The organism is Streptomyces sp. NPDC005302, assembly GCF_040607345.1.
Classification (GTDB): Bacteria; Actinomycetota; Actinomycetes; order Streptomycetales; family Streptomycetaceae; genus Streptomyces.
In genome coordinates this window covers 86,251-109,991 of sequence record NZ_JBEXGN010000004.1, presented here as the reverse complement: position 1 = coordinate 109,991, position 23,741 = coordinate 86,251, and the positions used below count along the sequence as shown (strand labels likewise).

24 protein-coding genes are annotated in these 23,741 nt (G+C 73.6%); 18 read left to right on the top strand and 6 right to left on the bottom strand.

What is annotated here, in order from left to right; genetic code table 11:
- Positions 1-96: 96 nt before the first annotated feature.
- The gene (locus ABZT74_RS07225; protein WP_355870102.1) at positions 97-276 is read right to left on the bottom strand and encodes a hypothetical protein; all 180 of its coding nucleotides are present in this window, start codon (positions 274-276) and stop codon (positions 97-99) included.
- Positions 277-498: 222 nt separating this feature from the next.
- On the opposite strand from ABZT74_RS07225, the gene ABZT74_RS07220 reads away from it, so the two are divergent.
- From ABZT74_RS07220 to ABZT74_RS07205, 4 genes are all read left to right on the top strand, one after another.
- Complete coding sequence (locus ABZT74_RS07220; RefSeq protein ID WP_355870099.1) at positions 499-1,716, top strand: NYN domain-containing protein; 1,218 nt, start codon at positions 499-501, stop codon at positions 1,714-1,716.
- A 149-nt stretch (positions 1,717-1,865) separates the two neighbouring features.
- A complete protein-coding gene (locus ABZT74_RS07215; RefSeq protein WP_356166142.1) occupies positions 1,866-2,840 on the top strand; it encodes an ABC transporter ATP-binding protein in 975 nt (324 codons plus the stop codon).
- Between the two features lie 88 nt (positions 2,841-2,928).
- Positions 2,929-3,747: an ABC transporter permease gene (locus ABZT74_RS07210; RefSeq protein WP_356433690.1), complete on the top strand. Its 819-nt coding sequence runs from the start codon at positions 2,929-2,931 to the stop codon at positions 3,745-3,747.
- Between the two features lie 34 nt (positions 3,748-3,781).
- Positions 3,782-4,480, top strand: a complete 699-nt coding sequence (locus tag ABZT74_RS07205) for an AAA family ATPase (RefSeq protein ID WP_356165561.1) — start codon at positions 3,782-3,784, stop codon at positions 4,478-4,480.
- 281 nt (positions 4,481-4,761) lie between these two features.
- Here ABZT74_RS07205 and ybaK read toward each other — a convergent pair whose 3' ends face one another.
- The 4 genes from ybaK to ABZT74_RS07185 all read right to left on the bottom strand — a co-directional run bounded on the left by ybaK (position 4,762) and on the right by ABZT74_RS07185 (position 8,940).
- The gene (gene ybaK / locus ABZT74_RS07200) at positions 4,762-5,262 is read right to left on the bottom strand and encodes a Cys-tRNA(Pro) deacylase (RefSeq protein WP_356165558.1); all 501 of its coding nucleotides are present in this window, start codon (positions 5,260-5,262) and stop codon (positions 4,762-4,764) included.
- 17 nt (positions 5,263-5,279) lie between these two features.
- A complete protein-coding gene (locus ABZT74_RS07195; protein WP_355870087.1) occupies positions 5,280-6,020 on the bottom strand; it encodes an LON peptidase substrate-binding domain-containing protein in 741 nt (246 codons plus the stop codon).
- Positions 6,021-6,031: 11 nt separating this feature from the next.
- On the bottom strand, positions 6,032-7,084 hold the full coding sequence (locus ABZT74_RS07190) for a hypothetical protein (protein ID WP_356165555.1): 1,053 nt from the start codon (positions 7,082-7,084) through the stop codon (positions 6,032-6,034).
- A gap of 275 nt (positions 7,085-7,359) precedes the next feature.
- The gene (locus ABZT74_RS07185; protein ID WP_355870081.1) at positions 7,360-8,940 is read right to left on the bottom strand and encodes an oxidoreductase; all 1,581 of its coding nucleotides are present in this window, start codon (positions 8,938-8,940) and stop codon (positions 7,360-7,362) included.
- Positions 8,941-9,114: 174 nt separating this feature from the next.
- Here ABZT74_RS07185 and hisD point away from each other — a divergent pair, with 174 nt between their 5' ends.
- The 13 genes from hisD to ABZT74_RS07120 all read left to right on the top strand — a co-directional run bounded on the left by hisD (position 9,115) and on the right by ABZT74_RS07120 (position 22,416).
- On the top strand, positions 9,115-10,440 hold the full coding sequence (hisD, locus tag ABZT74_RS07180; RefSeq protein WP_356165552.1) for a histidinol dehydrogenase: 1,326 nt from the start codon (positions 9,115-9,117) through the stop codon (positions 10,438-10,440).
- On the top strand, positions 10,437-11,543 hold the full coding sequence (locus ABZT74_RS07175; RefSeq protein WP_356433689.1) for a histidinol-phosphate transaminase: 1,107 nt from the start codon (positions 10,437-10,439) through the stop codon (positions 11,541-11,543). Before hisD ends, ABZT74_RS07175 begins: the two co-directional genes overlap by 4 nt.
- Positions 11,540-12,133 carry an imidazoleglycerol-phosphate dehydratase HisB gene (hisB, locus tag ABZT74_RS07170; RefSeq protein WP_081216706.1) on the top strand — a complete coding sequence of 198 codons (594 nt, stop codon included), beginning with the start codon at positions 11,540-11,542 and terminating at the stop codon, positions 12,131-12,133. Before ABZT74_RS07175 ends, hisB begins: the two co-directional genes overlap by 4 nt.
- A complete protein-coding gene (locus ABZT74_RS07165; RefSeq protein WP_355870071.1) occupies positions 12,130-12,294 on the top strand; it encodes a hypothetical protein in 165 nt (54 codons plus the stop codon). Before hisB ends, ABZT74_RS07165 begins: the two co-directional genes overlap by 4 nt.
- On the top strand, positions 12,291-12,935 hold the full coding sequence (gene hisH, locus ABZT74_RS07160; RefSeq protein ID WP_355870069.1) for an imidazole glycerol phosphate synthase subunit HisH: 645 nt from the start codon (positions 12,291-12,293) through the stop codon (positions 12,933-12,935). The genes ABZT74_RS07165 and hisH overlap by 4 nt, the downstream gene beginning before the upstream one ends.
- Positions 12,932-13,657 (top strand): bifunctional 1-(5-phosphoribosyl)-5-((5-phosphoribosylamino)methylideneamino)imidazole-4-carboxamide isomerase/phosphoribosylanthranilate isomerase PriA, encoded by a 726-nt coding sequence (gene priA / locus ABZT74_RS07155; protein WP_356165546.1) that lies wholly within the window; start codon positions 12,932-12,934, stop codon positions 13,655-13,657. The genes hisH and priA overlap by 4 nt, the downstream gene beginning before the upstream one ends.
- Positions 13,654-14,067: a RidA family protein gene (locus ABZT74_RS07150; protein ID WP_355870064.1), complete on the top strand. Its 414-nt coding sequence runs from the start codon at positions 13,654-13,656 to the stop codon at positions 14,065-14,067. The genes priA and ABZT74_RS07150 overlap by 4 nt, the downstream gene beginning before the upstream one ends.
- A complete protein-coding gene (gene hisF / locus ABZT74_RS07145) occupies positions 14,064-14,819 on the top strand; it encodes an imidazole glycerol phosphate synthase subunit HisF (RefSeq protein ID WP_355870061.1) in 756 nt (251 codons plus the stop codon). Before ABZT74_RS07150 ends, hisF begins: the two co-directional genes overlap by 4 nt.
- A gap of 485 nt (positions 14,820-15,304) precedes the next feature.
- Complete coding sequence (locus tag ABZT74_RS07140) at positions 15,305-16,198, top strand: dienelactone hydrolase family protein (RefSeq protein ID WP_356433822.1); 894 nt, start codon at positions 15,305-15,307, stop codon at positions 16,196-16,198.
- A gap of 575 nt (positions 16,199-16,773) precedes the next feature.
- A complete protein-coding gene (locus tag ABZT74_RS07135; protein WP_356433688.1) occupies positions 16,774-18,669 on the top strand; it encodes a LuxR C-terminal-related transcriptional regulator in 1,896 nt (631 codons plus the stop codon).
- A gap of 236 nt (positions 18,670-18,905) precedes the next feature.
- A complete protein-coding gene (locus ABZT74_RS07130; protein ID WP_356433821.1) occupies positions 18,906-20,231 on the top strand; it encodes a helix-turn-helix domain-containing protein in 1,326 nt (441 codons plus the stop codon).
- A 180-nt stretch (positions 20,232-20,411) separates the two neighbouring features.
- Entirely contained in the window at positions 20,412-20,999 is a 588-nt protein-coding gene (locus ABZT74_RS07125) for a helix-turn-helix domain-containing protein (RefSeq protein WP_355870055.1), read from the top strand.
- A gap of 118 nt (positions 21,000-21,117) precedes the next feature.
- The gene (locus ABZT74_RS07120; protein ID WP_356433820.1) at positions 21,118-22,416 is read left to right on the top strand and encodes an MFS transporter; all 1,299 of its coding nucleotides are present in this window, start codon (positions 21,118-21,120) and stop codon (positions 22,414-22,416) included.
- 104 nt (positions 22,417-22,520) lie between these two features.
- Here ABZT74_RS07120 and ABZT74_RS07115 read toward each other — a convergent pair whose 3' ends face one another.
- Complete coding sequence (locus ABZT74_RS07115) at positions 22,521-23,156, bottom strand: TIGR03085 family metal-binding protein (protein ID WP_355870049.1); 636 nt, start codon at positions 23,154-23,156, stop codon at positions 22,521-22,523.
- A gap of 166 nt (positions 23,157-23,322) precedes the next feature.
- Between ABZT74_RS07115 and hisI the strand changes: the two genes are divergently transcribed.
- Entirely contained in the window at positions 23,323-23,736 is a 414-nt protein-coding gene (gene hisI / locus ABZT74_RS07110) for a phosphoribosyl-AMP cyclohydrolase (protein WP_356433687.1), read from the top strand.
- Positions 23,737-23,741 lie beyond the last annotated feature (5 nt).

Sequence of the window (23,741 nt, the reverse complement as noted above, 5' to 3'; positions counted from 1 at the left end):
TCCGGATGCGGATGCGCCCCTCGAATCATGCCCGGGCCTCAGTGACCCGGTGGGCCTTGCTACGGACCCTGGACCTCAACGGCCCACGCAGCAGCCTCAGTTGTGGCCGAAGCGCTTCTGATGCTTACGGGCAACGTCAGCGGGGCTGCCCTGCGCCTGCGACATCGGCGACTGCTGTGCTTCCGCGGACGACCGCTGCGCCTGCTCCTGCGCGCGCTCGGCCTGGGAGGAGCGGTCCTGCTGGCCGCCCTGCTTGCGATTCTTGTTCTTGGCCATGGTGATGCCTCCTGAGGGGGATCTAGGGGCCAGGGCCGCGACCAGATTCACATAGGCTGGCAAGTGGCGCATTTCCTAGAATTACCGTGCGTAATAAGCCCTGTCGGTACGTGCCCTCCCGATTCGCCACGCCGAAGATCGAGTTCCGGCCGTTAACCTCCGCAGGGTCGGGCAGACTCCAGGAAAGCCCGAAGCAAACCTCCCGGAAAGAGGGTGGACCGCGTGGACCGCTGCATCGTCCTGGTGGACGCCGGCTATCTGCTCGGGGCTGCTGCCAGCCTCCTCGCCGGGGAACCTTCGCGCTCCCGGATCACCGTCGACCACGCCGCCCTCATCCAGGGTCTGCGCGAGCGCGCCGAGTCCGACACCGAGCGGCCGTTGCTGCGCATCTACTGGTTCGACGGCGCACCCGACCGCGTACCGCAGCCGGAACACCGCAGGCTGCGCGTGATGCCCAGGGTGACCGTGCGCCTCGGCGCGCTGACCCGTAGCGACGGGCGTTGGGCGCAGAAGGGCGTGGACGCCGCGATGCACGCGGAACTCACCGAGCTGGCCCGCAACCGTGCCTGTTCCGACGTGGTCCTGGTGACCGGCGACGGGGATCTGCTGCCGGGCATGATGGCCGCCAAGGAACACGGCGTCGCCGTGCACCTGTGGGCCGTGCAGGCCGCGGACGGTGACTACAACCAGTCCGAGGACCTGGTGGCCGAGGCGGACGAGCGGACGGTCCTCGACCGTGTCTGGATCACCAAGGCGGTCCGCGCGAAGGACTTCGGCGGGACCTGCGCCCCGCCCCCCGTGCCGCGTCCGGAAATTGCCGCGATCCTCTCCGCGCCGCTGCCCGAGTCGGCCCTCGCGGCGGCGGCCGAGCACTCCGCCCCGGAGCCCGAGCACCACCAGGCCGCCGAATCGCAAAACGGCGTCCAGGAGCGCGTGCCCGCCCCCAAGGGGGTACCGACCCCCAAGGACCTGGCCGCGCTGCGCGGACCGGGCACCCAGGCCGCCCAGCACCCCACGAACGCCACCCTGCGCTGGTCCTCGGACAAGGGCTGGGTCGACCGGCCCGGGGGAGTGGCCGAGCCGGCCGACGCCGCCGCGCTGCCCACCCTCGCGCAGCTCACCTCCGCCGAGCAGCGCTGGGCGGACCGCGAGGAGGACATCACGACCGTCGGCGGCGATCCGTACGAGGTCGGGCAGGTCTTCGCCCGCCGCTGGATGGCACGCCTCGCCGACGCCGGTCATCTGCAGAAGCTGTCGGCGATGTACCCCCGCGTCCCGCACCGGGTCGACGGTGAACTGCTGCGCTACGCGGCCCGGTTCGGCCTGCTCGCGCACAAGGACGACCAGATCGACGAGCACGACCGGTACGCGATCCGGGCCGGCTTCTGGCGCGAGATCGACGTGCGCACGGCCACCGAACACGCACCCGCCGGGGAGTGATCCGAAGCCTCCGGAGAGGTCGCGTGAGGGCCCTCGCGGGGGCCCTGCCACGGCCCCGGACGCATAACGGGGCATCGGACCCCGTACTCTCGTCCTTCGTGAGTACGCGCACGGCACAGCCGGTCCGGATGGGGCACAGGGGCGATGTCGTGTGCGCCGTGCGCGGTCTGACCAAGACCTATCCGGCCGTGCGCGGCCGTCGTGGCACGCCGGCGACGCCCGAGGTCAGGGCCACCGATGACGTCCGTCTGGACATCCGCCGCGGTGAGATCTTCGGGCTCCTCGGCCCGAACGGCGCCGGCAAGTCCACCCTGGTCCGCCAGCTGACCGGGCTGATGCGCCCCGACAGCGGCAGCGTCGAGATCCTCGGGCACGACATCGTGCGCCACCCCGAGCGGGCCGCACGGATCCTCGCCTACCTCGGGCAGGAGTCCACCGCCCTCGACGAGCTGACCGTCTCCCTCGCCGCCGAGACGACCGGACGGCTGCGCGGACTCGACCTGCGCGCCGCGCGGACCGAGCGCGACGCCGTCCTGGACGAACTGGGCCTGACCTCGCTCGCCTCGCGGCCCCTGAAGAAGCTGTCCGGCGGCCAGCGCAGGCTCGCCTGCCTCGCCGCCGCGCTCGTCGGGCGGCGACCGCTGCTGGTCCTCGACGAGCCCACCACCGGCATGGATCCGGTCGCCCGGCGCGCGGTCTGGGCCGCCGTCGACCGGCGCCGGGTGGAACAGGGCGCCACGGTCCTGCTGGTCACCCACAACGTCATCGAGGCGGAGACCGTCCTCGACCGGGTCGCGGTCATCGACGAGGGGCGGGTCATCGCCTGCGACACCCCGGCCGGCCTGAAGGAACGCGTCGCGGGCGAGGTGCGGGTGGAACTCGTCTGGCGTACGAGCGCCCCGCTGCATGTCCCCGAGGTCGCCGCGCTGCGTGACCGCGCCGTCGAGTCGGGCCGCCGCTGGACGCTGCGGCTCGCGCCGGAGGAGGCCCGCGCGGCCGTGGCCACCGTCACCGGAGGCGCCGCCTTCGCCGCCCTCGACGACTTCACCCTGGCCACGCCGAGCCTGGAGGACGTCTACCTCGCCCTCGGCGGCCACGCGACGCAGGGGCTGGTGAAGGCGTGAGTGTCCGGAGCGTGGAATCCGTACGGGAGGAGGGCGTCGTACGTGTGCCGAACAGGACGGCTGCCGGAGTGAAGGGAAGCAGCTCGACGTGAGTGTCGTACCCGCCGGAGTTCTGCCGGGCAGTGCGCTGCCCCTGGCCGCGGACGCCGGCGCCGCTGAGCTGGGGCCGCCCGCGCGGCTCTGGCCGTCGCTGGCCGCCGTGTACCGGGCGCAGCTCTCCCGGGCCCGGGTCGCCCGGATCCCGCTGCTGTTCGTGGCCACCTTCCAGTCCGTGGGCATCATGATCATGATGCGCGGAGTGGTGGACGGCGGCGCCGAGGCGCGGGCCGTGGTGGCCGGGTCGACCGTCCTGGTCGTCGCGTTCGTCGCCCTCAACCTGCTCGCGCAGTACTTCGGACAGCTCAGGGCGAGCGGCGGGCTCGACCACTACGCCACGCTGCCGGTGCCTCCGGCGGCCGTGGTGCTCGGGGCAGCGGGCGCGTACGCGTCCTTCACCGTGCCCGGCACCCTGGTCACCGCCGTCTTCGGGTGCGTGCTCTTCGGACTGCCGCTCGCCCACCTGTGGGTGCTCGCCGCGGTCGTGCCCCTCGCGGGGGCCGCGCTCGCCGGTCTCGGAGCCGCGTTCGGGCTGCTCGCCCCCCGGCCCGAGCTGGCCACGCTGCTCGGGCAGCTGGGCATGTCGGCCGCGCTGCTGCTCGGCGTGCTGCCCGCGGACCGGATGCCGACCGCGGTCCAGTACGCCCGCGATCTGCTGCCCTCGACCTACGGCGTCGAGGCCTTCGCCCGCTCCTTCGGCGCGGCCCCGGACTGGGCCGCCGTGCTCGGTGATCTGGCCGTCTGCGCCGGGGTCGGGGTCGTCTCCCTGGCCCTGGCGACCTGGGCCTACCGCCGGGCAGCCGTCCGGTGACGCGGGTGACAGCCGGGCCTGGCACGATGTCAGGGTGACCGCTCCGCTGACTCCACCTCCGCCGCCGCACGAACAGTCCCCCGAGGACCGGCAGCAACCGCACCATGCCTGGCAGGCCCCGCAGACGTACGGCCCCGCGGCGCACCCCGCGTACCCGGCCGCGTACGAGGCCTCCTACGGACAGGACGGACCCGGGATGAAGACCGAACTGCGGGAGGCCGCCGTGATCACGGTGGCGGTGGCGCTCGCGGGGGCGCTCCTCGGAGTCCTCTGGTGGTGGCTGGCGCCCCACGTGCCGCTGATCGCGGACGACACCGCGGTGTACATCAAGGACACCGAGGGCGAGCAGGCCATCGGCGTCGATGGAACGTTCACTCTTCTCGCCCTGGGCTTCGGCGCGCTGAGCGCGCTGGTCGTGTTCCTGCTGCGCCGGCGCGGCGGTGTGCCGCTGGTGGCCGCGCTCGCCCTCGGAGGGCTGCTGGGCTCGTTGCTCGCCTGGCGCGTCGGGGTCTGGCTCGGTCCCACGCAGAACGTGGTCGCGCACGCCAAGGCCGTCGGCAAGGGCGTCACGTTCTCGGCGCCGCTGAAGCTCGGCGCGAAGGGGGCGCTGCTCGCCTGGTCGCTGACCGCCCTGGTGGTCCATCTGGCCCTCACGGCCCTGTTCGGCCCCCGGGACCCCGACCCCTACCAGCAGAGCCCCTACCAGTCGACGCCTTCCGGTCCCCCCGTCTAGCTCCAGGACGCCGTGCCGGACCGGCCGGTCCCGGGGCTCGCGAAGGAGACCGGTCCCGGCCGGTGGTGCCCAGGTGCGGAGCGTGGGTCATGCCGGACGGCGGCCGTGGTTCGAGGGGCCTTTCCTGGTGCGCCACTTGCGTTTGCGCGTTCTCTTCGACATGTCCCTCGTGCTTAACCGAGGACGGGACATCCGTCGAGAGCTTGCGCACGGCGCGTCCGGGCGGGCGTCGCCGGGCGGAACCCGCGGGCCACGGGCCGCCGTGCGCCCGTGTCAGCCGGTCACGCGCGTCCGACGGGCGCGGACACCGCCTCCGTGAGCCGCGCCAGGTCGGCGGGCGAGAGTTCGACCTCCAGGCCGCGACGGCCCGCCGAGACGCAGATCGTGACGTGGGCCGACGCCGACGCGTCCAGCACCGTACGGAGCCTCTTGCGCTGGCCGAGCGGCGAGATGCCGCCCCTGACGTAACCCGTCGTACGCTCCGCCGCCGCGGGGTCGGCCATCGCGGCCCGCTTGCCGCCCACCGCCGTGGCGAGGGCCTTCAGATCGAGCGAGCCGGCCACCGGGACCACCGCGACCACCAGCGCCCCGTCCACGTCCGCCACCAGGGTCTTGAAGACCCGCTCCGGGGAGACGCCCATGGCCTCGGCGGCCTCCTCGCCGTACGACGGGTGGGAGGGGTCGTGCTCGTACGCGTGGACCGTGTACGGCACCCCCGCCTCCGTCAGCGCCACCGTCGCCGGGGTTCCTCCGGGCTGCTGCTTCTTCGGCTTCTTCGCCATCGGCCTTCCCGCACGCGTCAGTTCAGGCTCGTCGGGCCGCGCGTCAGTTCCGACGCGGGCAACGACGGCAGATTACGGATGATGGCCGTCTCGGTGCGCAGCAGCTTCAGCTCCTCGCGCAGCCGGGACGCCGTGTCCGGGGCCTGCAGCAGGCTCTGCCGGGCGGGCACGTCCAGCATCACGGCGGCCGCGACCAGGTAGGAGACGACGGCGGGCTCGTCCGGCAGGTCCGCGCCGCTCGACAGCGAACGCTCCCGCGCTCCGGCCAGCCGCTTCTGGTACTGGCGGAAGGCGCGCAGCACGCCCTCGGCGAGCGCGCCCGCCTCCTCGCCAGGTTCCTCCGGCAGTTCCTCCAGCTCGGCCGTCAGATACGGGCCCGAGGCGTCCACCGAAAGGAGCCGGACGCGGGTCGTGCCGGTCGCCAGCACCTCGAAGCTGCCGTCGGCGCGCTCCCGGACGGTCGCCGCGTCCGCGATGCAGCCGACCGCGTGGAAGGCCTTCACCGGGTCGTCGCCGAAGCCCGCAGCGGGCCCGCGCTCGGGCACGGCGGTCTGGTCCGGCATGCCGGGAGCGCTGGGCGAGACCTCGTGGCCGTCGCGGATGGCGACGACCGCGAAGCGGCGCGGTTCGTCCTCGGCGATCTTGAGCAGATCGCGCATCATCGCGCGATAGCGCTCCTCGAACACGTTCAGAGGAAGCACGAGCCCGGGGAACAACACCGAGTTCAGGGGGAAGAGCGGGAGCCGGACGGTGGTCACGACGCGAAAGCCTAATGGTCGCCGGAGCGATCACGTCCGCGGTGCCCACCGACTGGATGCCGATCGGGGCGCGGAGCCCGCAGCGGAAGCCCCGCCGCGACCTCCAGACGGACGCCGTCGCGCATCTGCAGGAACTGGCCGAGCGGGTCGTCGGAGACCCTGTCCCACGGGAACGAGGTCGCGTACGGGCCGATGAGGCGCAGCTGTTCCAGCGCGTCCTGCCAGCGGTCCAGGCGGATGAGGACGTAGGTGAGCAGGTTGCGCACCTCGGCGGGCCAGGGGTCGGCGGCGGCGTAGGACGCGGAGACCTCGATCGCGAGGTCGGCCGCCGCGTCCAGCCTCGTCCGGGGCACGCCGGGACCGCCGCCCTCGGTGAGGTACGCGAAGGCCGCGCGGACCGGCAGCGCCTGCACGAGGGAGCCCGGCAGGGCGTCCTGCGCGGCCGGCTCGGCGAAGTCGAAGCATTCCCTGTGCGAGCCGTACCAGGCGGCCGACAGGTACTGGAGGGCTGCCACGTGGCAGCCGTAGTGGTGCGGTGAGCGCCGGACGGCCTCGCTCCACAGCCGCTCGAACCCGGTGTGCCCGAGGTTCGTGCCGCGCGCGTGGTCGAGCGCGATCCGCCACGGCACGGGGTCGCGCGGATCGCCCGCGGCGGCGGACGTGATCAGCGGGCCCACCTCGCGCAGCAGTTCGGCCCGCGCGGGCGACTCCCAGCCGCGCCGCACCGCCAGTTCCGCCCTGACGAGCAGCGCGTCCGGGTCGTGCGGGTCGGCGGCCCGCCACTCCCGCAGCCACTGGTCGCGGGAGCGCGCGAAGGTCGCGAGGCGCAGGGCGTACCGGTCGCGGTTCTCCCATTCGGCCGAGTCGCGGGTGGCGGCGAGCAGCTTGGCGGCGGGGGCGTACTCGCCACGGCCCGCCGCGACGAGTACGGGGCCGAGGCGTTCGTCGGGCGCGTCGAGCAGCACGTCGTCGTCGGCGGGCAGCCCGACGGCGAGGCGGGAGGTGTTCCGTGCCATCCGGGCCGTACGGATGAGTGCGCGCAGCAGTGCCATGGTGTCGACCATTGAAAACCGCAGGTCGGGGCTGCGCCAGAGGGACGCGGTGACGCTTTCGTAACCGTCGTGCGGTTGCTTCGCGCCTGGTCAAGGACGGGCAAAGAGTGGCTCGTTCCGGTGTCCGGTCACCGTGCGGGAGCCGGACCGGCGCCGGAGCGCCCGCGGAGTGGGCGGGCCGCTACGGGCAGGGGCCGCGATGAGCGCGGGCCGGGCGCCCCGCGGCTACGGCCCGGGCGCCTCGTCGAGGGACGCGCGGGACGCGCCCGGGGTCACGCGCCGCCGGCTCAGCCGCGGCGCAGCAGCCGGGTCGCCCCGGCCGCCACCGTCGTCGCCAGGATCCAGCCGAGGAGGATCACCACCGCGGACAGCCACTGCCAGCCGCCGCGCAGCTGCCAGGCCCCGACCTGGCCCAGGTCGATCACCGGCAGCAGCAGGTCCAGGGCGAAGAGCGAGGCGTTCCACTGGGGATGGGAGCCGGCGTCGACCGGCGGATGGTCGGCGTGCGCGAAGGCGACCGACGCCGCCGCCCACAGCACCGCCATCCACAGGGCGGCCCGGCCCGGCCGGTACCCGTAGGCGACCGTCCAGTCCTGCGCGTAACCCCAGAGCTTGGCGGCGAGGGGGAGGGTCTCGCGGCGGCGGCGCTGCTTGGCGAGCAGCACCTCGCGGGCGTCCTCGTCCTCACCGGAGTTGCGCAGCACGGCGGCCAGTCGCTCGTACGGCTCCGGGTTGTACTCCGCGCTCGCCGCCGCGACCCACTCCAGGCGGCGGGTCAGCGGGAAGGCGCCCTGCGGCACCAGGCTCTCGTAGGCGAAGCCGCCCATGTGCAGCGCGCCGGGGCCGGGCCAGCTGGACGCCCGGTCGACCAGATTTCCGATCCGCGCCCCGGACAGCACCACCTTGCCGCGCTGCGGCGCCTCGCCGAGGAAACGCAGCTCCGGTGCCTGCACCCGGCGCAACGACAGCTCCTGGTCCTCGCCGAGGACGAAGCGGGCCCCTTCCAGGTCCAGCGCGTCACCGAACCGCCCGTCGTCCAGGCGGACGCCGCCCTGGCACTCGAACCGCTGCACCAGCGTGCCGCGCGCCGGGGTGGTGCCGCTGGTCAGCACCGGATTGCCGAGGCCGGCGGGGGTCAGGTACACCGTGCGGTTGACGGTCAGCTGGGGGGCGTTGAGGGCGAGCCGGGAGTACGGGTTGCTGAGCCGGCTCCCGCGCAGGCTCAACGAGACGCCGACCGTGGCACCGCGCAGGCTCAGCTCGCCGTGCGACTCCAGCATCTCCGCCTGGAGGTCCTGGCCGACGGTCATGCCGTCGCCCGTGATCGAACGCCCGCGCCGGTCCCGGTAGACCACGGCCTGGTTCAGCAGCAGGTCCGTGCCGATGTGCGCGTCGGTCAGCCGGACGCCGTTGTGGAAGCGGCAGCGCGGCAGGTGTAGATCGCCCTCGGTGTGCAGCCGGGCCGCCTCCAGGCGCGGCACCGCGCAGTCCACCAGCCGCACGGTCGTGAAGCGGGACTCCGGCAGCAGGACCTCCTTCTCGAAGCGGCACCCCTTCAGCTCCACGTACGGCACCACCGTGCCGCCCGCGAGGTCGAGCACTCCGGTGATCAGCACGCCGGTCAGCTTCAGGGAGGCGACCCTGCCCTGCAGGGGCGGCGGCCCGTCGAGCAGCAGCCAGGCGACGATCCGGGCCCGGACGCTGCGCTCGGGCCCCCAGGGATGCCCGCCGTGCGGATCGTCGGCGGTGCTGTCCCCACCGCGCAGGTCGTACACGCTGCCGTTGCGGAAGGCCTGCCACATCCCGGCCTCGGCGGCGGTCAGTTCGTCCGGCAGATCCCCGGTGCGGAGGCCGGCACCCTCGGTCACGGCACGTCCCTTCCTCCCCGGCTACTCGCGGGTTTCGTACATGCGTGCAATGCCCGCTCAGTGACCGCCCGAACGCTATAGGTGAAGGGGATCTTCCGGTGAACCGAAGGTGGCTTGTATCAGCCATTGATACAGGCGTCCGGCGGCTCCGTGCCGTCTGAGAGAATTGTCCCCGTGATCTCTCGAATCGATCTGCGCGGCGACGCCCTCCCCGAGGGCACCGCCCTGCGCGACCTGCTGCCCCGAGCCGACTTCGACGTCTCGGCCGCCCTGGAGAAGGTGCGTCCGATCTGCGAGGCCGTGCATCATCGGGGCGACGCGGCGCTGATCGACTTCGCCGAGAAGTTCGACGGTGTCCGGCTGGAGTCCGTACGGGTTCCGGCCGAGGCCCTCACCGACGCGCTGGAGCGGCTCGACCCCGCCGTGCGCGCGGCCCTGGAGGAGTCCATCCGCCGCGCCCGCCTGGTCCACCGCGAGCAGCGCCGGACGACGCACACCACCCAGGTCGTGCCCGGCGGCTCGGTCACCGAGAAATGGGTGCCGGTCGACCGCGTCGGGCTGTACGCGCCCGGTGGCCGCTCCGTCTACCCGTCCTCCGTGATCATGAACGTGGTCCCGGCGCAGGAAGCCGGCGTCGGGTCCATCGCGCTCGCCTCCCCGGCCCAGTCCGCGTTCGGCGGCCTGCCGCACCCCACGATCCTCGCGGCCTGCGCCCTCCTGGGCGTCGACGAGGTGTACGCCGCGGGCGGCGCCACGGCCGTCGCGATGTTCGCGTACGGCACCGAGTCCTGCCCGTCCGTCGACATGGTGACCGGCCCCGGCAACATCTGGGTCGCCGCCGCCAAGCGCTACTTCACCGGCCGGATCGGCATCGACGCCGAGGCGGGACCGACCGAGATCGCCGTCCTCGCGGACGACACCGCCGACCCGGTGCACGTCGCCTCCGACCTGATCAGCCAGGCCGAGCACGACCCGCTCGCCGCCGCCGTCCTGGTCACCGACTCCGTGTCCCTCGCGGACGCCGTGGAGAAGGAGCTGGAGCCGCAGGTCGCCGCCACCAAGCACATCGACGACCGCATCGTCCCGGCCCTCAACGGCCGGCAGTCCGCGATCGTCCTCGTCGACGGCGTCGACGAGGGCCTGCGCGTCGTCAACGCCTACGGCGCCGAACACCTGGAGATCCAGACGGCGGACGCGGCCGCCGTGGCCGACCGCGTCAGGAACGCCGGAGCGATCTTCGTCGGCCCCTGGGCCCCCGTCTCGCTGGGCGACTACGCGGCGGGCTCCAACCACGTCCTGCCCACCGGCGGCTGCGCCTGCCACTCCTCGGGCCTGTCCGTCCAGTCCTTCCTGCGCGGCATCCACATCGTCGACTACACGAAGGACGCCCTCGCCGACGTCGCCCACCACGTGGTGACGCTCGCGGAGGCGGAGGACCTGCCCGCTCACGGAGCGGCGGTCAAGGCGCGGTTCGGATGGAAGGTACCCGAGGGCAAGTGAGCGGCATCGACGATCTCCCCGTCCGGGACGAGCTGCGTGGCAAGTCCCCCTACGGGGCGCCCCAACTGGACGTCCCCGTACGGCTGAACACCAACGAGAACCCCTACCCGCTGCCCGAACCGCTCGTCGAGCGGATCGCCGAGCGCGTCCGTGACGCGGCCCGCGGGCTCAACCGCTACCCCGACCGGGACGCGGTGGAGCTGCGCACCGAGCTGGCCGCCTATCTGACGAAGACCGGCAGGCACCCGGTCACCACCGAGAACGTGTGGGCGGCCAACGGCTCGAACGAGGTCATCCAGCAGCTCCTCCAGACCTTCGGCGGGCCCGGCCGCACCGCGATCGGCTTCGAGCCCTCGTACTCGATGCACGCGCTCATCGCCCGCGGCACGGGAACGGCCTGGATCTCGGGGCCGCGCAACGCGGACTTCACCATCGACGCCGCCGCCGCCGAGCAGGCCGTCGCCGAGAACCGGCCCGACGTCGTCTTCATCACCACCCCCAACAACCCCACGGGCAACGCGGTCCCGCCCGAGACGGTCCTCGCGCTCTACGAGGCCGCCCAGCGGGCCAAGCCGTCGATGGTCGTCATCGACGAGGCGTACGTCGAGTTCAGCCACGGCGACTCGCTGCTGCCGCTGCTCGAAGGACGGCCGAATCTCGTCGTCTCCCGCACGATGTCGAAGGCCTTCGGCGCGGCGGGACTGCGCCTCGGCTACCTCGCGGCCCACCCGGCCGTGGTGGACGCCGTCCAGCTCGTCCGGCTCCCGTACCACCTGTCGGCGGTCACCCAGGCGACCGCGCTGGCCGCCCTGGAGCACACCGACGTCCTGCTCGGATACGTGGAGCAGCTGAAGGCCGAGCGGGACCGGCTGGTCGCCGAACTGCGCGCCCTCGGCTTCGAGGTGACCGAGTCCGACGCCAACTTCGTGCAGTTCGGCCGGTTCGCCGACTCCCACGAGGCCTGGCGGCACATCCTCGACCGGGGCGTCCTGGTCCGGGACAACGGCGTACCGGGGTGGCTGCGGGTCTCCGCCGGAACCCCGGAGGAAAACGACGCGTTCCTCGACGCGGTACGTGACTTGAAGAAGGAGCAGAGCGCATGAACCGCGTAGGACGCGTGGAGCGGGTGACGAAGGAGACGTCCGTCCTCGTCGAGATCGACCTCGACGGATCGGGCAAGGTCGACGTGTCGACCGGAGTCGGCTTCTACGACCACATGCTCGACCAGCTCGGCCGGCACGGCCTGTTCGACCTCACGGTGAAGACCGAGGGCGACCTGCACATCGACTCCCACCACACCATCGAGGACACCGCCCTCGCGCTCGGCGCCGCCTTCAAGCAGGCGCTCGGCGACAAGGTGGGCATCTACCGCTTCGGCAACTGCACCGTCCCGCTGGACGAGTCGCTCGCCCAGGTGACCGTCGACCTGTCCGGCCGCCCCTACCTCGTGCACACCGAGCCCGAGAAGATGGCGCCGATGATCGGCGAGTACGACACGACGATGACCCGGCACATCCTGGAGTCCTTCGTGGCCCAGGCCCAGATCGCCCTGCACGTCCACGTGCCGTACGGGCGCAACGCGCACCACATCGTGGAGTGCCAGTTCAAGGCGCTGGCCCGGGCCCTGCGCTACGCCTCCGAGCGCGACCCGCGCGCCGAAGGCATCCTCCCCTCCACTAAGGGCGCACTGTGACCGGTCTTTCCAGCATCCTGATCGTCGTCGGCCTCTTCCTCGCCGGCGGCATCTACTCCTTCGTCAAGCAGGACATGCCCAAGAGCCTCATCGTGCTGCTCTCCATCGGTGCCGCGATGTGCCTCGTCGCGGGCATCATCCGACTGGAGGTGTGGGCGTGAGCGCACCCGCCAAGAAGGTCGTCGTCTTCGACTACGGCTTCGGCAACGTGCGTTCCGCCGAGCGCGCCCTCGCCCGCGCCGGCGCCGAGGTGGAGATAACGCGTGACTTCGACACCGCGATGAACGCGGACGGACTCCTGGTGCCCGGCGTCGGTGCCTTCGCCGCCTGCATGCAGGGCCTCAAGGAGGCACGCGGCGACTGGATCATCGGCCGCCGGCTGTCCGGCGGACGCCCGGTGATGGGCATCTGCGTCGGCATGCAGATCCTCTTCACGCGGGGCATCGAGCACGGCGTGGAGACCGAGGGCCTCGACGAGTGGCCGGGCACGGTCGGACCGCTGCAGGCCGACGTCGTGCCCCACATGGGCTGGAACACCGTGGACACCCCGGCGGACTCCCGGCTCTTCGCGGGGCTCGACGCCGACGCCCGCTTCTACTTCGTCCACTCCTACGCCGTCCACGACTGGTCCCTGGAGGTCGGCAACCCGCTGATGCGCCCGCCCCTGGTGAGCTGGTCCACGCACGGCAAGCCGTTCGTGGCGGCCGTCGAGAACGGCGCCCTGTGGGCCACCCAGTTCCACCCCGAGAAGTCCGGCGACGCCGGAGCCCAGCTCCTCACCAACTGGATCGGAACACTGTGAGCAAGCTCGAACTCCTCCCCGCCGTCGACGTCCGCGACGGCCAGGCCGTCCGCCTCGTGCACGGCGAGTCCGGGACCGAGACCTCGTACGGCTCCCCGCTGGAGGCGGCGCTCGCCTGGCAGAGCGCGGGCGCCGAGTGGCTGCACCTCGTCGACCTGGACGCCGCGTTCGGCACCGGCGACAACCGCGACCTCATCTCCGAGGTCACCCGCGCGATGGACATCAAGGTCGAGCTGTCCGGCGGCATCCGCGACGACGCCTCCCTGGCGGCCGCCCTCGCCACCGGATGCACCCGCGTGAACCTCGGCACCGCCGCCCTGGAGACCCCCGAGTGGGTCGCCAAGGTCATCGCGGAGCACGGCGACAAGATCGCGGTCGGCCTCGACGTCCGCGGCACGACCCTGCGAGGCCGCGGCTGGACCCGCGACGGCGGCGACCTCTACGAGACGCTGGAGCGCCTCAACTCCGAGGGCTGCGCCCGCTACGTGGTGACGGACATCGCCAAGGACGGCACGCTCCAGGGCCCCAACCTGGAGCTGCTGCGGACCGTGTGCGCCGCCACCGACCGCCCGGTGGTCGCCTCCGGCGGGGTGTCCTCGCTGGACGACCTGCGCGCCATCGCCGAACTGGTGCCGCTGGGCGTCGAGGGCTCCATCGTCGGCAAGGCGCTGTACGCCAAGGCGTTCACCCTCGAAGAGGCCCTGGAAGCGGTGTCCGCGTGAGCGCCGTACGCCGGGTGAACACCGGCGCGCCCTGGGAGGACGCCTTCGGGTACTCCCGCGCGGTGGAGCTGCCGAACGGCCTGGTGCTGGTCTCCGGCTGCACCTCGGTGCTCGACGGTGAGATCACCGAAGGCGGCCCGTACGACCAGGCGATCACCTCCTTCAACGTCGCCTTCGCGGCGCTGGAGCAGCTCGGCCTCGGCCGGGAGGACGTCGTCCGTACGCGCATGTACATCACGCACGCCCGGGACGTGGAGGACGTCGGCCGCGCCCACAAGGAGCTGTTCGACGCGATCCGTCCCGCCGCGTCGATGATCATCGTGTCCGGGTTCGTGGACTCGCGGCTGGTCGTCGAGGTCGAGGTGGAGGCGTTCCGGCAGGGCGGTCCGGTGGACGAGGAGGCGTCGTGAGCCTCGCGGTCCGGGTCATCCCCTGCCTGGACGTGGACAACGGCCGGGTCGTCAAGGGCGTCAACTTCCAGAACCTGCGCGACGCGGGCGACCCGGTCGAGATGGCCAAGGTGTACGACGCCGAGGGCGCCGACGAGCTGACGTTCCTGGACATCACCGCGTCCTCGGGCAACCGGGAGACCACGTACGACGTGGTGCGCCGCACCGCCGAGCAGGTCTTCATCCCGCTGACGGTCGGCGGCGGTGTCCGCACCGCCGAGGACGTCGACAGGCTGCTGCGGGCCGGCGCCGACAAGGTGGGCGTCAACACGGCCGCGATCGCGCGGCCCGACCTGATCCGCGAGATCGCGGAGCGGTTCGGCCGACAGGTGCTGGTGCTCTCCGTGGACGCGCGCAGGACCGAGAGCGGTTCCTTCGAGGTCACCACGCACGGCGGCCGCCAGGGCACCGGCATCGACGCCGTCGAGTGGGCCCACCGGGCCGCCGAGCTGGGCGCGGGCGAGATCCTGCTCAACTCGATGGACGCGGACGGCACGAAGGACGGCTACGACATCGAGATGATCGAGGCCGTACGCAAGCACGTCACCGTTCCGCTGATCGCCAGTGGCGGCGCCGGACGGCTCGACCACTTCCCGCCCGCCGTCGGAGCGGGCGCCGACGCGGTACTGGCCGCGTCCGTCTTCCACTTCGGGGATCTGCGGATCGGCGAGGTCAAGGAGACTCTGCGGGAGGCCGGACACCCCGTCCGCTAGGCCCCCGGCCGGACTCCGGCACGACGTCGACGGCCCGCACCCGAGCAGCACTTGCTGCCGGGTGCGGGCCGTTCTCGTGCTTCTTCCGCGAGCCGCGGCGCACGGACGGTGGCGGCACCGGCGCACGGCCCGGTCCGGCCGCTGCCCGGCGTGGCCTGCGCCGGTCCGGCCGGGGGCGGCGGGCCGGGAGCCGCCTCTCCCCGGTCGGACGCGCGCGGCCCGGTGCAAGCCGAGGCCGGTGATTCTGCCGATGTGCGCGGGCGGTTGAGGGCCGGACAGTTGCCACCGCAACCACCGAGACGGACCCCGCCGCTCCGCAGCGTGCGCCATCCGACACCCATGCCCCGGCAGCGTCGTGGGCGCGGTGCGGGTCCGTCGTCCCTCACCGAGAGGATGCACCCACCGTGCAGCAGAACCGCGCACTCCCCGCCGCACCCGGCGGCCCCGCCCCGTCCGGACGCCGACCGCACCGGCTCACGAGCCGTCTGGCGCGGGCCGGCCTCGCGGCACTCCTGGCCGCGGGCGGACTCGTCGCCGCCCAGGCCACCGGGGCGCAGGCCGCCGGAGAACCGGTCGTCTCGGCGCAGGCCGCCGCGAACCCCTACGAGCGCGGCCCCGCCCCCACGACGGCCAGTATCGAGGCGACCCGCGGGTCGTACGCCGTCTCGCAGACCAGCGTCTCCTCGCTGTCGGTGTCCGGCTTCGGCGGCGGCACCATCTACTACCCGACCTCGACGAGCGACGGGACCTTCGGCGCCGTCGCCATCTCACCCGGGTACACCGCGTACCAGTCGTCCATCTCCTGGCTCGGGCCGCGGCTCGCCTCCCAGGGCTTCGTGGTGTTCACCATCGACACCACGACCACCCTCGACCAACCCGACAGCCGTGGACGGCAGTTGCTCGCCGCCCTCGACTACCTGACCCAGCGCAGTTCCGTGCGGACCCGGATCGACAGCACCCGGCTCGGCGTGATGGGCCACTCCATGGGCGGTGGCGGCACGCTGGAGGCCGCGAAGAGCCGGCCCTCGCTCCAGGCGGCCATCCCGCTCACCGGCTGGAACCTCGACACCACCTGGCCGGAGATCAAGACGCCGACCCTGGTCGTGGGCGCCGACGGTGACACGATCGCGCCGGTGGCCACGCACTCCGAGCCCTTCTACCAGAGCCTGCCGAGCACCCTCGACAAGGCCTACCTGGAGCTGCGGGGCGCCACCCACTTCACGCCCAACAGCTCGAACACCACGATCGCGAAGTACAGCATTTCGTGGCTGAAGCGGTTCATCGACGACGACACCCGCTACGAGCAGTTCCTGTGCCCGCTGCCGCAGGCGTCCCTGACGATCGCGGAGTACCGGGGCAACTGCCCGCACACCTCCTGACCCCGGTCCGCACGACTCCGTGCGCGGGTGACGGCCACCGGAACCGGTGGCCGTCACCCGCGTCCGCGCCCCCGGGACAGGGCGAGGCCGCCACGGACCTTCTGTGCGGCGGCACTTGTGCCGCTGCACAAGCCTTGCGCCCCGGGCCTGGGAGCCGGCCCATCCGGCACCCTGCCGAGGACCTGTCCGTCCTGGTCAACGGGGGTTTCCGCGCCGGGCCGGCCAAGTGAACGCGGGTCTTCCGCCTTCGTTTACGCGGAAGTAACGTGACGGTCGTGACGGGAAACGCGACTGCGCGAAGTCCACTCCGGGCAGCGGGCCGGAGCGCCTTACCGCCGCCTCCGCGAGGGGCGGCGCAGGAACCGGGCCGGAGCCGCGACCCCGGCCGCCCGGCCCTTCCCGGTCGCCCGGCGGAGCCCCCCGCGCTGCCGGGCGCCACGGCACCCCCGGCCGCCGCGACCACTCCGGAGCCGCCCCGCCGCGTTGCCGACGCCGGGACCGGACCGCTCGCGCGTCCTCCCGAGGGCCCCGAGAGCCCGGAGCGCCGGGACCGTCCGGACGGCGCGCAACGCCGGGTGCCGCCGCTCACCCCGCTCGCGGCGACGGCCGTATACGACTCCGGCCCGCAGGACACTCCACGGTCCCGCGCACGCCAGGGCGCCGACGGCGGGCCCGGAGCCGCGCCGACGGCCGCCGAACTCCCGCTTCCCGCCCAGCAGTCCGCCGCCGAACCCGCTCGCCCCGCCGGGCGATTCGAAGCCGGACCGGCCGACGGCCGAGGCTCCGCGGGCGCGGAATCCGCCGGCTCCGTACCCCGGTCCGCCGACCGGAGCGACGGCGAGAGCGGGTGTGCCCTCGGACTCATCGAGGCGGCGGAGCGGGCCCGGCTCGCAGGACTGCCGGGCCGGGCGCGGGAGTTGCTCGCGCGGGCCGATTACGAGGGGGCGCCCGACGCGATCCGCGGAGCGGCCCAGCTGGTGAACGGGCGGCTCGACCTCCAGGACGGTCCCGTCGCCGACGCCCGCGAAGTCCTGCTGCTGGCGGCCGAGTTGCTGGCGGAGTCCGATCCCGCCCGTGCTCTGGCCGCCCGGCTCGCCGCGATGGAGGCCGCCTGGGTGACGGGCGACGCGGCGGCCTGCTTGGAGGCCCTGGACCGGGGGCCCGGACGGCACGGATCCGACGCCGTGAACCCTGTTCCGGGGGAGGCGGATCGCGAGGACCCGCACCGTCTCGCCGGGCGGCCGGAGACCGACGGCCGGGCAGCCGCGTACCGGGCGGGGATGTCCGCGGTCATGCACGGCGAACTGGACACCGGACGGCGCCGGTTGCGGGAGGTCGTCGCCGGGGCGGAAGCCGCCGGGATCCCCGACGGCCCCGAGCCGCTGCTGCTCGCCGGGGGAGCGGCGCTCGTCGCCGGTGACCTCGCCGCCGCCTGCCGGGCCAACTCCCGCGCGCTCGCCGTCGCCAGAGCCCGCGGACCGTACATCCTGGTCGGCCAGGCCCTGGAGCGCCTCGCGTACGGGGAACTGCGCGCCGGCCGGCACGCGCGGGCCCGCGCCCACGCCGAGGACGGGCTGCGCACCGCCCTGGCCGCCGGGCAGAGCAACCTCGCGGCGCACCATCACGCGATCCTCGCGCTGGTGGCGTCCGTCGAGGGGTCCCAGGAGGCCGTCGCGGAGCACGCGTCCGCCGCCGAGCGCATGGCCGCGCCGCACGGTCTCGCGCAGGCCGCCACCCTGTCCCAATGGGCGCGGGCGCGTGCCGATCTGGCCCGCGGCCGGCTGCCGGAGGCCGCCGCGCGGCTCGGCCCGCTGGTGGGCGCCGGACCGCGCCACGGCCACTTCGCCCTACGGATGCTCGCGGTCCCCTGCTTCGTGGAGGCGGCGGCCCGCATCGGCCAGGAGGAGGCGGCCCGGTCGGCGGTGGCCGAGTTCACGCGCTGGACCGCGCAAGGTGCCGATCCGCAGGCCCCGGCGCAACTGGCGCGCTGCCGGGCGCTGTTGAGCGACGGTGACGGATGCGAGCCGCTGTTCACCGCCGCGCTCGCCCATCACGAGGAGGTCGCGGGCGACTTCGAACGCGGCCGGACCCAACTCCTCTACGGTGCCTGGCTGCGACGGCGGCGCAGACCGGGGGAGGCCCGCGGGCGCCTTCGGGACGCGCTGGTGTCCTTCGAGCGGGGCGGCGCGCACGGCTGGGCCGCGCAGACGAGAGCGGAACTGCGGGCCACCGGTGACGCAGCCCCCGCGGAACCGGCGGGCCCGCTCGCCCTCCTGACACCCCAGCAGCTGCGGATCGCCCGCTGTGTGGCGGAGGGAGCCACCAACCGTGAAGTGGCGCTGCGCCTGTCGGTGAGCCCCCGCACGGTGGACCATCACCTGCGGAATGTCTTCGCCGCCCTGGGGGTCCGCTCCCGCGTCGAGCTCTCCCGCTGGGTGGACCGCGCGGAGAAGACCACCGCACACCCCTAGGTACCGACTGGGCGGTATGTCATCCTGCGGGATCAGGAGGTCCGGAGCACCCGTGTGCCGCGCGTCGGCCGCCGGGACCGGCCGGACCGAGCCGACTCCGGTGGAGGACAGCGATGCAGCACCTCGTACCCGCCCACGGCCGGCCCCTGCCCGGACGGCGGCCCCTGGTACCGGCCGCACGCTCCGCCGTCGACGCGGAGGCCCTCTCGGTCCTGCACCGCGCCGCCCGGGCGCTCATGGCGGGGCTGCCCGAGCTGACGGAACGCCTGATGACGCTGCTGCGGGAGCGGGAACCCGCCTACCGCACGGCCATGGAGGCCGACGTGGACGGCGTGCGCGACGAGGTGCAGCGTTCGCTGCGGCTCAACGTCGGCTCCCTGATCCGGCCCGGTGAGCTGCGCGAGGACGCCCAGCGCTGCTCGTGGGCCATCGGCAGGGCGCGGGCCGAACGCGGACTTCCGCTGGACGCGCTGCTGCGCGCCTTCCGCCTCGGCGGCGGCATGATCTGGCAGGAACTCGTCGACGAGACGACCCGCCGCCATCCCGCCGACGCCCGCCTGCTCGTGCATGTCGCCGCCGACGTCTGGAACTTCGTCGACGACCACTGCGCCGTGGCGGCCGACGCCTACCGGCAGACCGAGCGCGAGCTGATGTGGCGCCGGGAGAACCGGCTGCGGCTGATGGCGGCCGCGCTGCTCGACGGCACCGCGCGGATCGCCGACCTGCCCGCCACGGCGGCCGCCCTCGGCCTCCCCGAGCAGGGGAGATACGCGGTCGTCCTGGCCCGGCTGCCCTCGGGCCGGGCGCTCGCCGAGGCGCGGAGCCAGGTGCGCCTCTCCGGCCTGCGGGTGCTCTGGTACCGCGACCGTGACCGCGACGGCTCGGGCAGCTACGGCATCGTCCTGCTCGGCGGCCACCCCCACGACGGGGACGGACCCGGTCACGGTCACGAGACCGGGCTCCTCGACATCGGCACGGACGCGGCCTACGGGGCGGAGGAGCGCACCCCGGGCGCCGCCGCCTCCGACGGTGACGGCTACGGCGACGGCGGCGACGGACGGGGTGACGGGCGCCCGTGGGCGTACGGACTCGACGTGGACGCCGGGGAGATCGCCCGCCGGCTGACCGCCCCGCCCGTAGCCCGGATCGGGATCAGCCCGGTGGTGGAGGGCCTCGCGGCGATCGGTGACGCCCGCCGTCTCGCGGACACCGCTCTGCGGGCCTGCCCCCGGTCCGGTGGCACCGTCGTGCTGGAGGAACACCTGCCCGCCGCGCTCGTGGTCTCCGCTCCGGCCCTCGGCGCCGCGCTCTCCGAGCGGGTCCTCGGGCCGCTGCTGCGGCTGGACCTGTCCGACCGGGACATCATGCTGGACACCCTCACGGCCTGGCTCGCCTGCGACGGTTCCGCCCAGCGGGCCGCCGGGCGGCTCTACTGCCACCGCAACACCGTCCTGAACCGGCTGCGCCGCTGCGAGCAGCTCACCGGCCGCTCACTGACCCGCCCCGCGGACGTGGTGGAACTGTCCCTGGCGCTGGCCGCGCACACGCTGCTCGACCCCTGAGTGCCGCGTGTCCCCTCGTGGTGGGGCAAGCCCCGGCCGCTTCGGCGGCCGGGGCTTCGCCGTGGGAGGGAGCGGTTCGCCGGTCGAGGCGTGAGAGACGCGGTGGACCGGAAGAAACGCGAAAGAGAAGTTGCGCAATTTTAATTGCGCAACTTCTCTTTCGTATCTACGGTGGAGAACATGACAAGCAAGGAAGACCGGCGGATCAGCGACCTGGGAACGCTCAAGGCGATCGCCCACCCGCTCCGCATGCGGCTCTACCGCGCCCTGCACATCGCGGGCGCGGCCACCGCGTCCCAGCTCGGCGAGCAGGTCGACGAGGCGCCGTCGCTGGTCAGCTATCACCTGCGCAAGCTCGCCGAGCACGGGCTGATCGAGGAGGCCGAGCCGCGCAGCGGAGACGGCCGCGAGCGCTGGTGGCAGCCGGCCTCGGAAGGCGTGAGCGTCCACGACGAGGACTTCCGGAGCGCCCCGGAGAAGGCCGCCGCCCACACCGCCTTCGCCCGGCTCCTCGTCGACCAGCGGGCCGACCTCTACCGGCGCTTTCTGGACGAGCGGCATGCCTGGGGCGCCGAGTGGGGCGGCGCGGCGTCCGACTCCGAGTCGAACCTGCGCCTGACCCCGGCCGAACTGACGGAACTCAACAAGGAGTTGCTCACCGTCATCAGGAAGTACGACGAGAAGGGCCGCGCGGACGAGGCGGCCGGCGACACCGAAGGGCGCGAGAACGTCGCGCTGCACACGTACGGCTTCCCGTTCCGCGCCTGACTCCGAGAGGACCCGGTCCGTGACCACCACCGTCATACCGCCCGCCGCCCAGGCCCCCGGCAGACCCGCCCACCGCGACGGCAACGTGCTGCGCTGGCTCGGCGCCTACACGGCCTCGATGATCGGCGACAACGTCTTCTACATCGCCCTGTCCTGGGCGGCCGTCCAGTCCGGCACGCCCTCGCAGGCGGGGCTCGTGATGGCCGTCAGCGCCGTGCCGCGGGCCCTGCTGATGCTGGGCGGGGGAGTGGTCGCCGACCGGTTCGGGCCGCGCAGGGTGGTCATCGGCAGCGACGCGGTGCGGTGCGCGGCCGTCCTGACCGTCGCCGCGCTGCTCTTCGTGGCCGGTCCCGGGCTCTGGCTGCTGGCGCTGCTCGCCGTGGTCTTCGGCATCGTCGACGCCGTCTTCATGCCCGCCGTGGGTGCCCTGCCCGCCCGGGTGACCGGCCGGGACCAGCTCGCCCGGGTCCAGGGCATGCGCGGCCTCGCCGTCCGCTTCGCCAACGTGGCGGGCGCGCCCCTCGGCGGACTCGGCGTGGCACTCGGCGGCTCGGCGACGGCGTTCGCGCTCGCCGGCCTGCTCATCGCGGTGTCGGTGCCGCTGCTGATCTCCGTACGGATGCGGGAGCCCGTGTCGGCCGTCGGCGACGGGGCGAGCACCGCGGACGTGGTCGCCGATGCCGACGACACGCCCGGAGACCCGGAAGACGTCCCCGCGCGCGTGGACGAATCCGGCACGCCCGCGCGCGTGCCCGACGGCCGGGACGGTCCGGCCGTCGCGCCGGAGCGGCCCGCCCCCGCACCCGCCACCGCCTGGCGCGATCTGCGCGACGGACTGCGCTACATCCGTGGCCACCGCGTCCTCGCCCCGCTCATCGTCGCCATCGCCCTCGGCGACCTCGGCTTCGTGGGCCCCCTGAACGTGGGGCTGGCCCTGCTCGCCGACCAGCGGGGGTGGGGCGCGTCCGGCATGGGCCTCGTCGTCGCCGCGTTCGGCGCAGGTGCGGGAGCCGCCGCGCTGCTGCTGGCCTGGCGCGGCACGCTGCCGCGCGCCGGGAGCGCGGGCGCCGCGGCCCTCCTGTGCGGCTCGGTCGCCATCGGCGCGCTCGCCTACGTGCCGGGCGTCGGCGCGGCCGTCGGTGTCGCCCTCGCCATCGGACTGCTCGCCGGACTCAGCGGAGCCCTGTGCGGAGCACTCCTGCAGACCCAGTCCGAACCCGCCTACCTGGGCCGGGTCACCGCCGTCGCCGGCATCGTCAGCCTGGGCCTCGCCCCGCTCAGCATGCCGTTGACCGCCGCCGCCATCGGCTGGTGGGGCACCGGGCCCGTCTTCGTCGCCAGCGCGGTCGTGTGCGGACTCGGCGGGGTCGTCGCCCTCGGCGTACGGGACCTGCGGCGGGCCGAGCTGCCCCGCTGACCGGTCGCGACCGGTCACGACGGGCGCGACCGAACGGGCCCGGAGCCCGACAGCCGGCGGTCCTCGGACGAAGCCGGCCGAAAGCCCCGGGAGCCCCGGTGTCCTCAGATCCCCAGCGGCTTCCCTTCCTGCAGCCTGGTGATCGCCTCCTTGTCGCCGTCCAGCTCGACGTCCGCGACGGCCTGGCGGCCGAAGGCGAACATCAGCAGCTCGGAGGGCTCGCCGGTCACCGTCACGACCGGCGTGTTCTTGTTCAGCACCGTCGTCTGGCCGTTCGGACGGCGCAGGACCACGCCCGTCGGGGTGCCGCGGCCCATCAGCCGGGCCGTGCGCTCCAGGCGCGACCAGAGGGCCTCCTGGAACACCGCGTCCAGCGGGCGCTGGGTCCAGCCGGGCTGCGCGCGCCGCACGTCCTCGGTGTGGACGTAGAACTCCACCACGTTCGACGCCTCGTCGATCTGCTTCAGGGAGAACGGCGAGAACCGGGGCGGTCCCGTGCGGACCAGCTGGACCAGTTCCTCGTACGGCTTCGTGGCGAACTCCGCCATCACCCGCTCGAGGCGGGGGGCGAGCTGCTTGACGATCAGGCCGCCGGCCGCGTCGGGGCGGCGCTCGCGGACCACCACGTGGGCCGCGAGGTCCCGGGAGTTCCAGCCCTCGCAGAGGGTCGGGGCCTCCGGGCCCACGGCTTCCAACAGGTCGGCGAGGAGGAGTCGTTCACGCTTCGCATGGGTCGACATGCCAGCCAGCCTACGACCGGGCGGCCGGTCCGCCCAGTGGGGAACGGGGCGGATCCGGCCGGGCCCGCCCCGGGGACGGCCACCGGGTCCGGCCTGTGGACGGCCACCGGGTCCGGCCTGTGGACAACGGGCGGGTACGTCCGCGGGGCGCGGCACAATGGCACCCATGACCAGCACGCCTCCGCCCAGCAGCCTCGACCCCGAGATCGCCGCCCGCCTCAAGCGCGGCACCGACGGACTCTTCCCCGCCATCGCCCAGCAGTACGACACCGGTGAGGTGCTGATGCTCGGCTGGATGGACGACGAGGCCCTGCATCGCACCCTCACCACGGGCCGCTGCACCTACTGGTCGCGCAGCCGCCAGGAGTACTGGGTCAAGGGCGACACCTCCGGCCACGTCCAGCACGTGAAGTCCGTGTCCCTGGACTGCGACGCAGACACCGTGCTCGTGCGCGTCGACCAGGCGGGCGCCGCCTGCCACACCGGCGACCGCACCTGCTTCGACGCCGACGTGCTGCTGAAGGACGCCGGGACCGGACCCGGGACCACCGATTCCGGTGTACCCGCCGGGGATCAGTAAGGTCA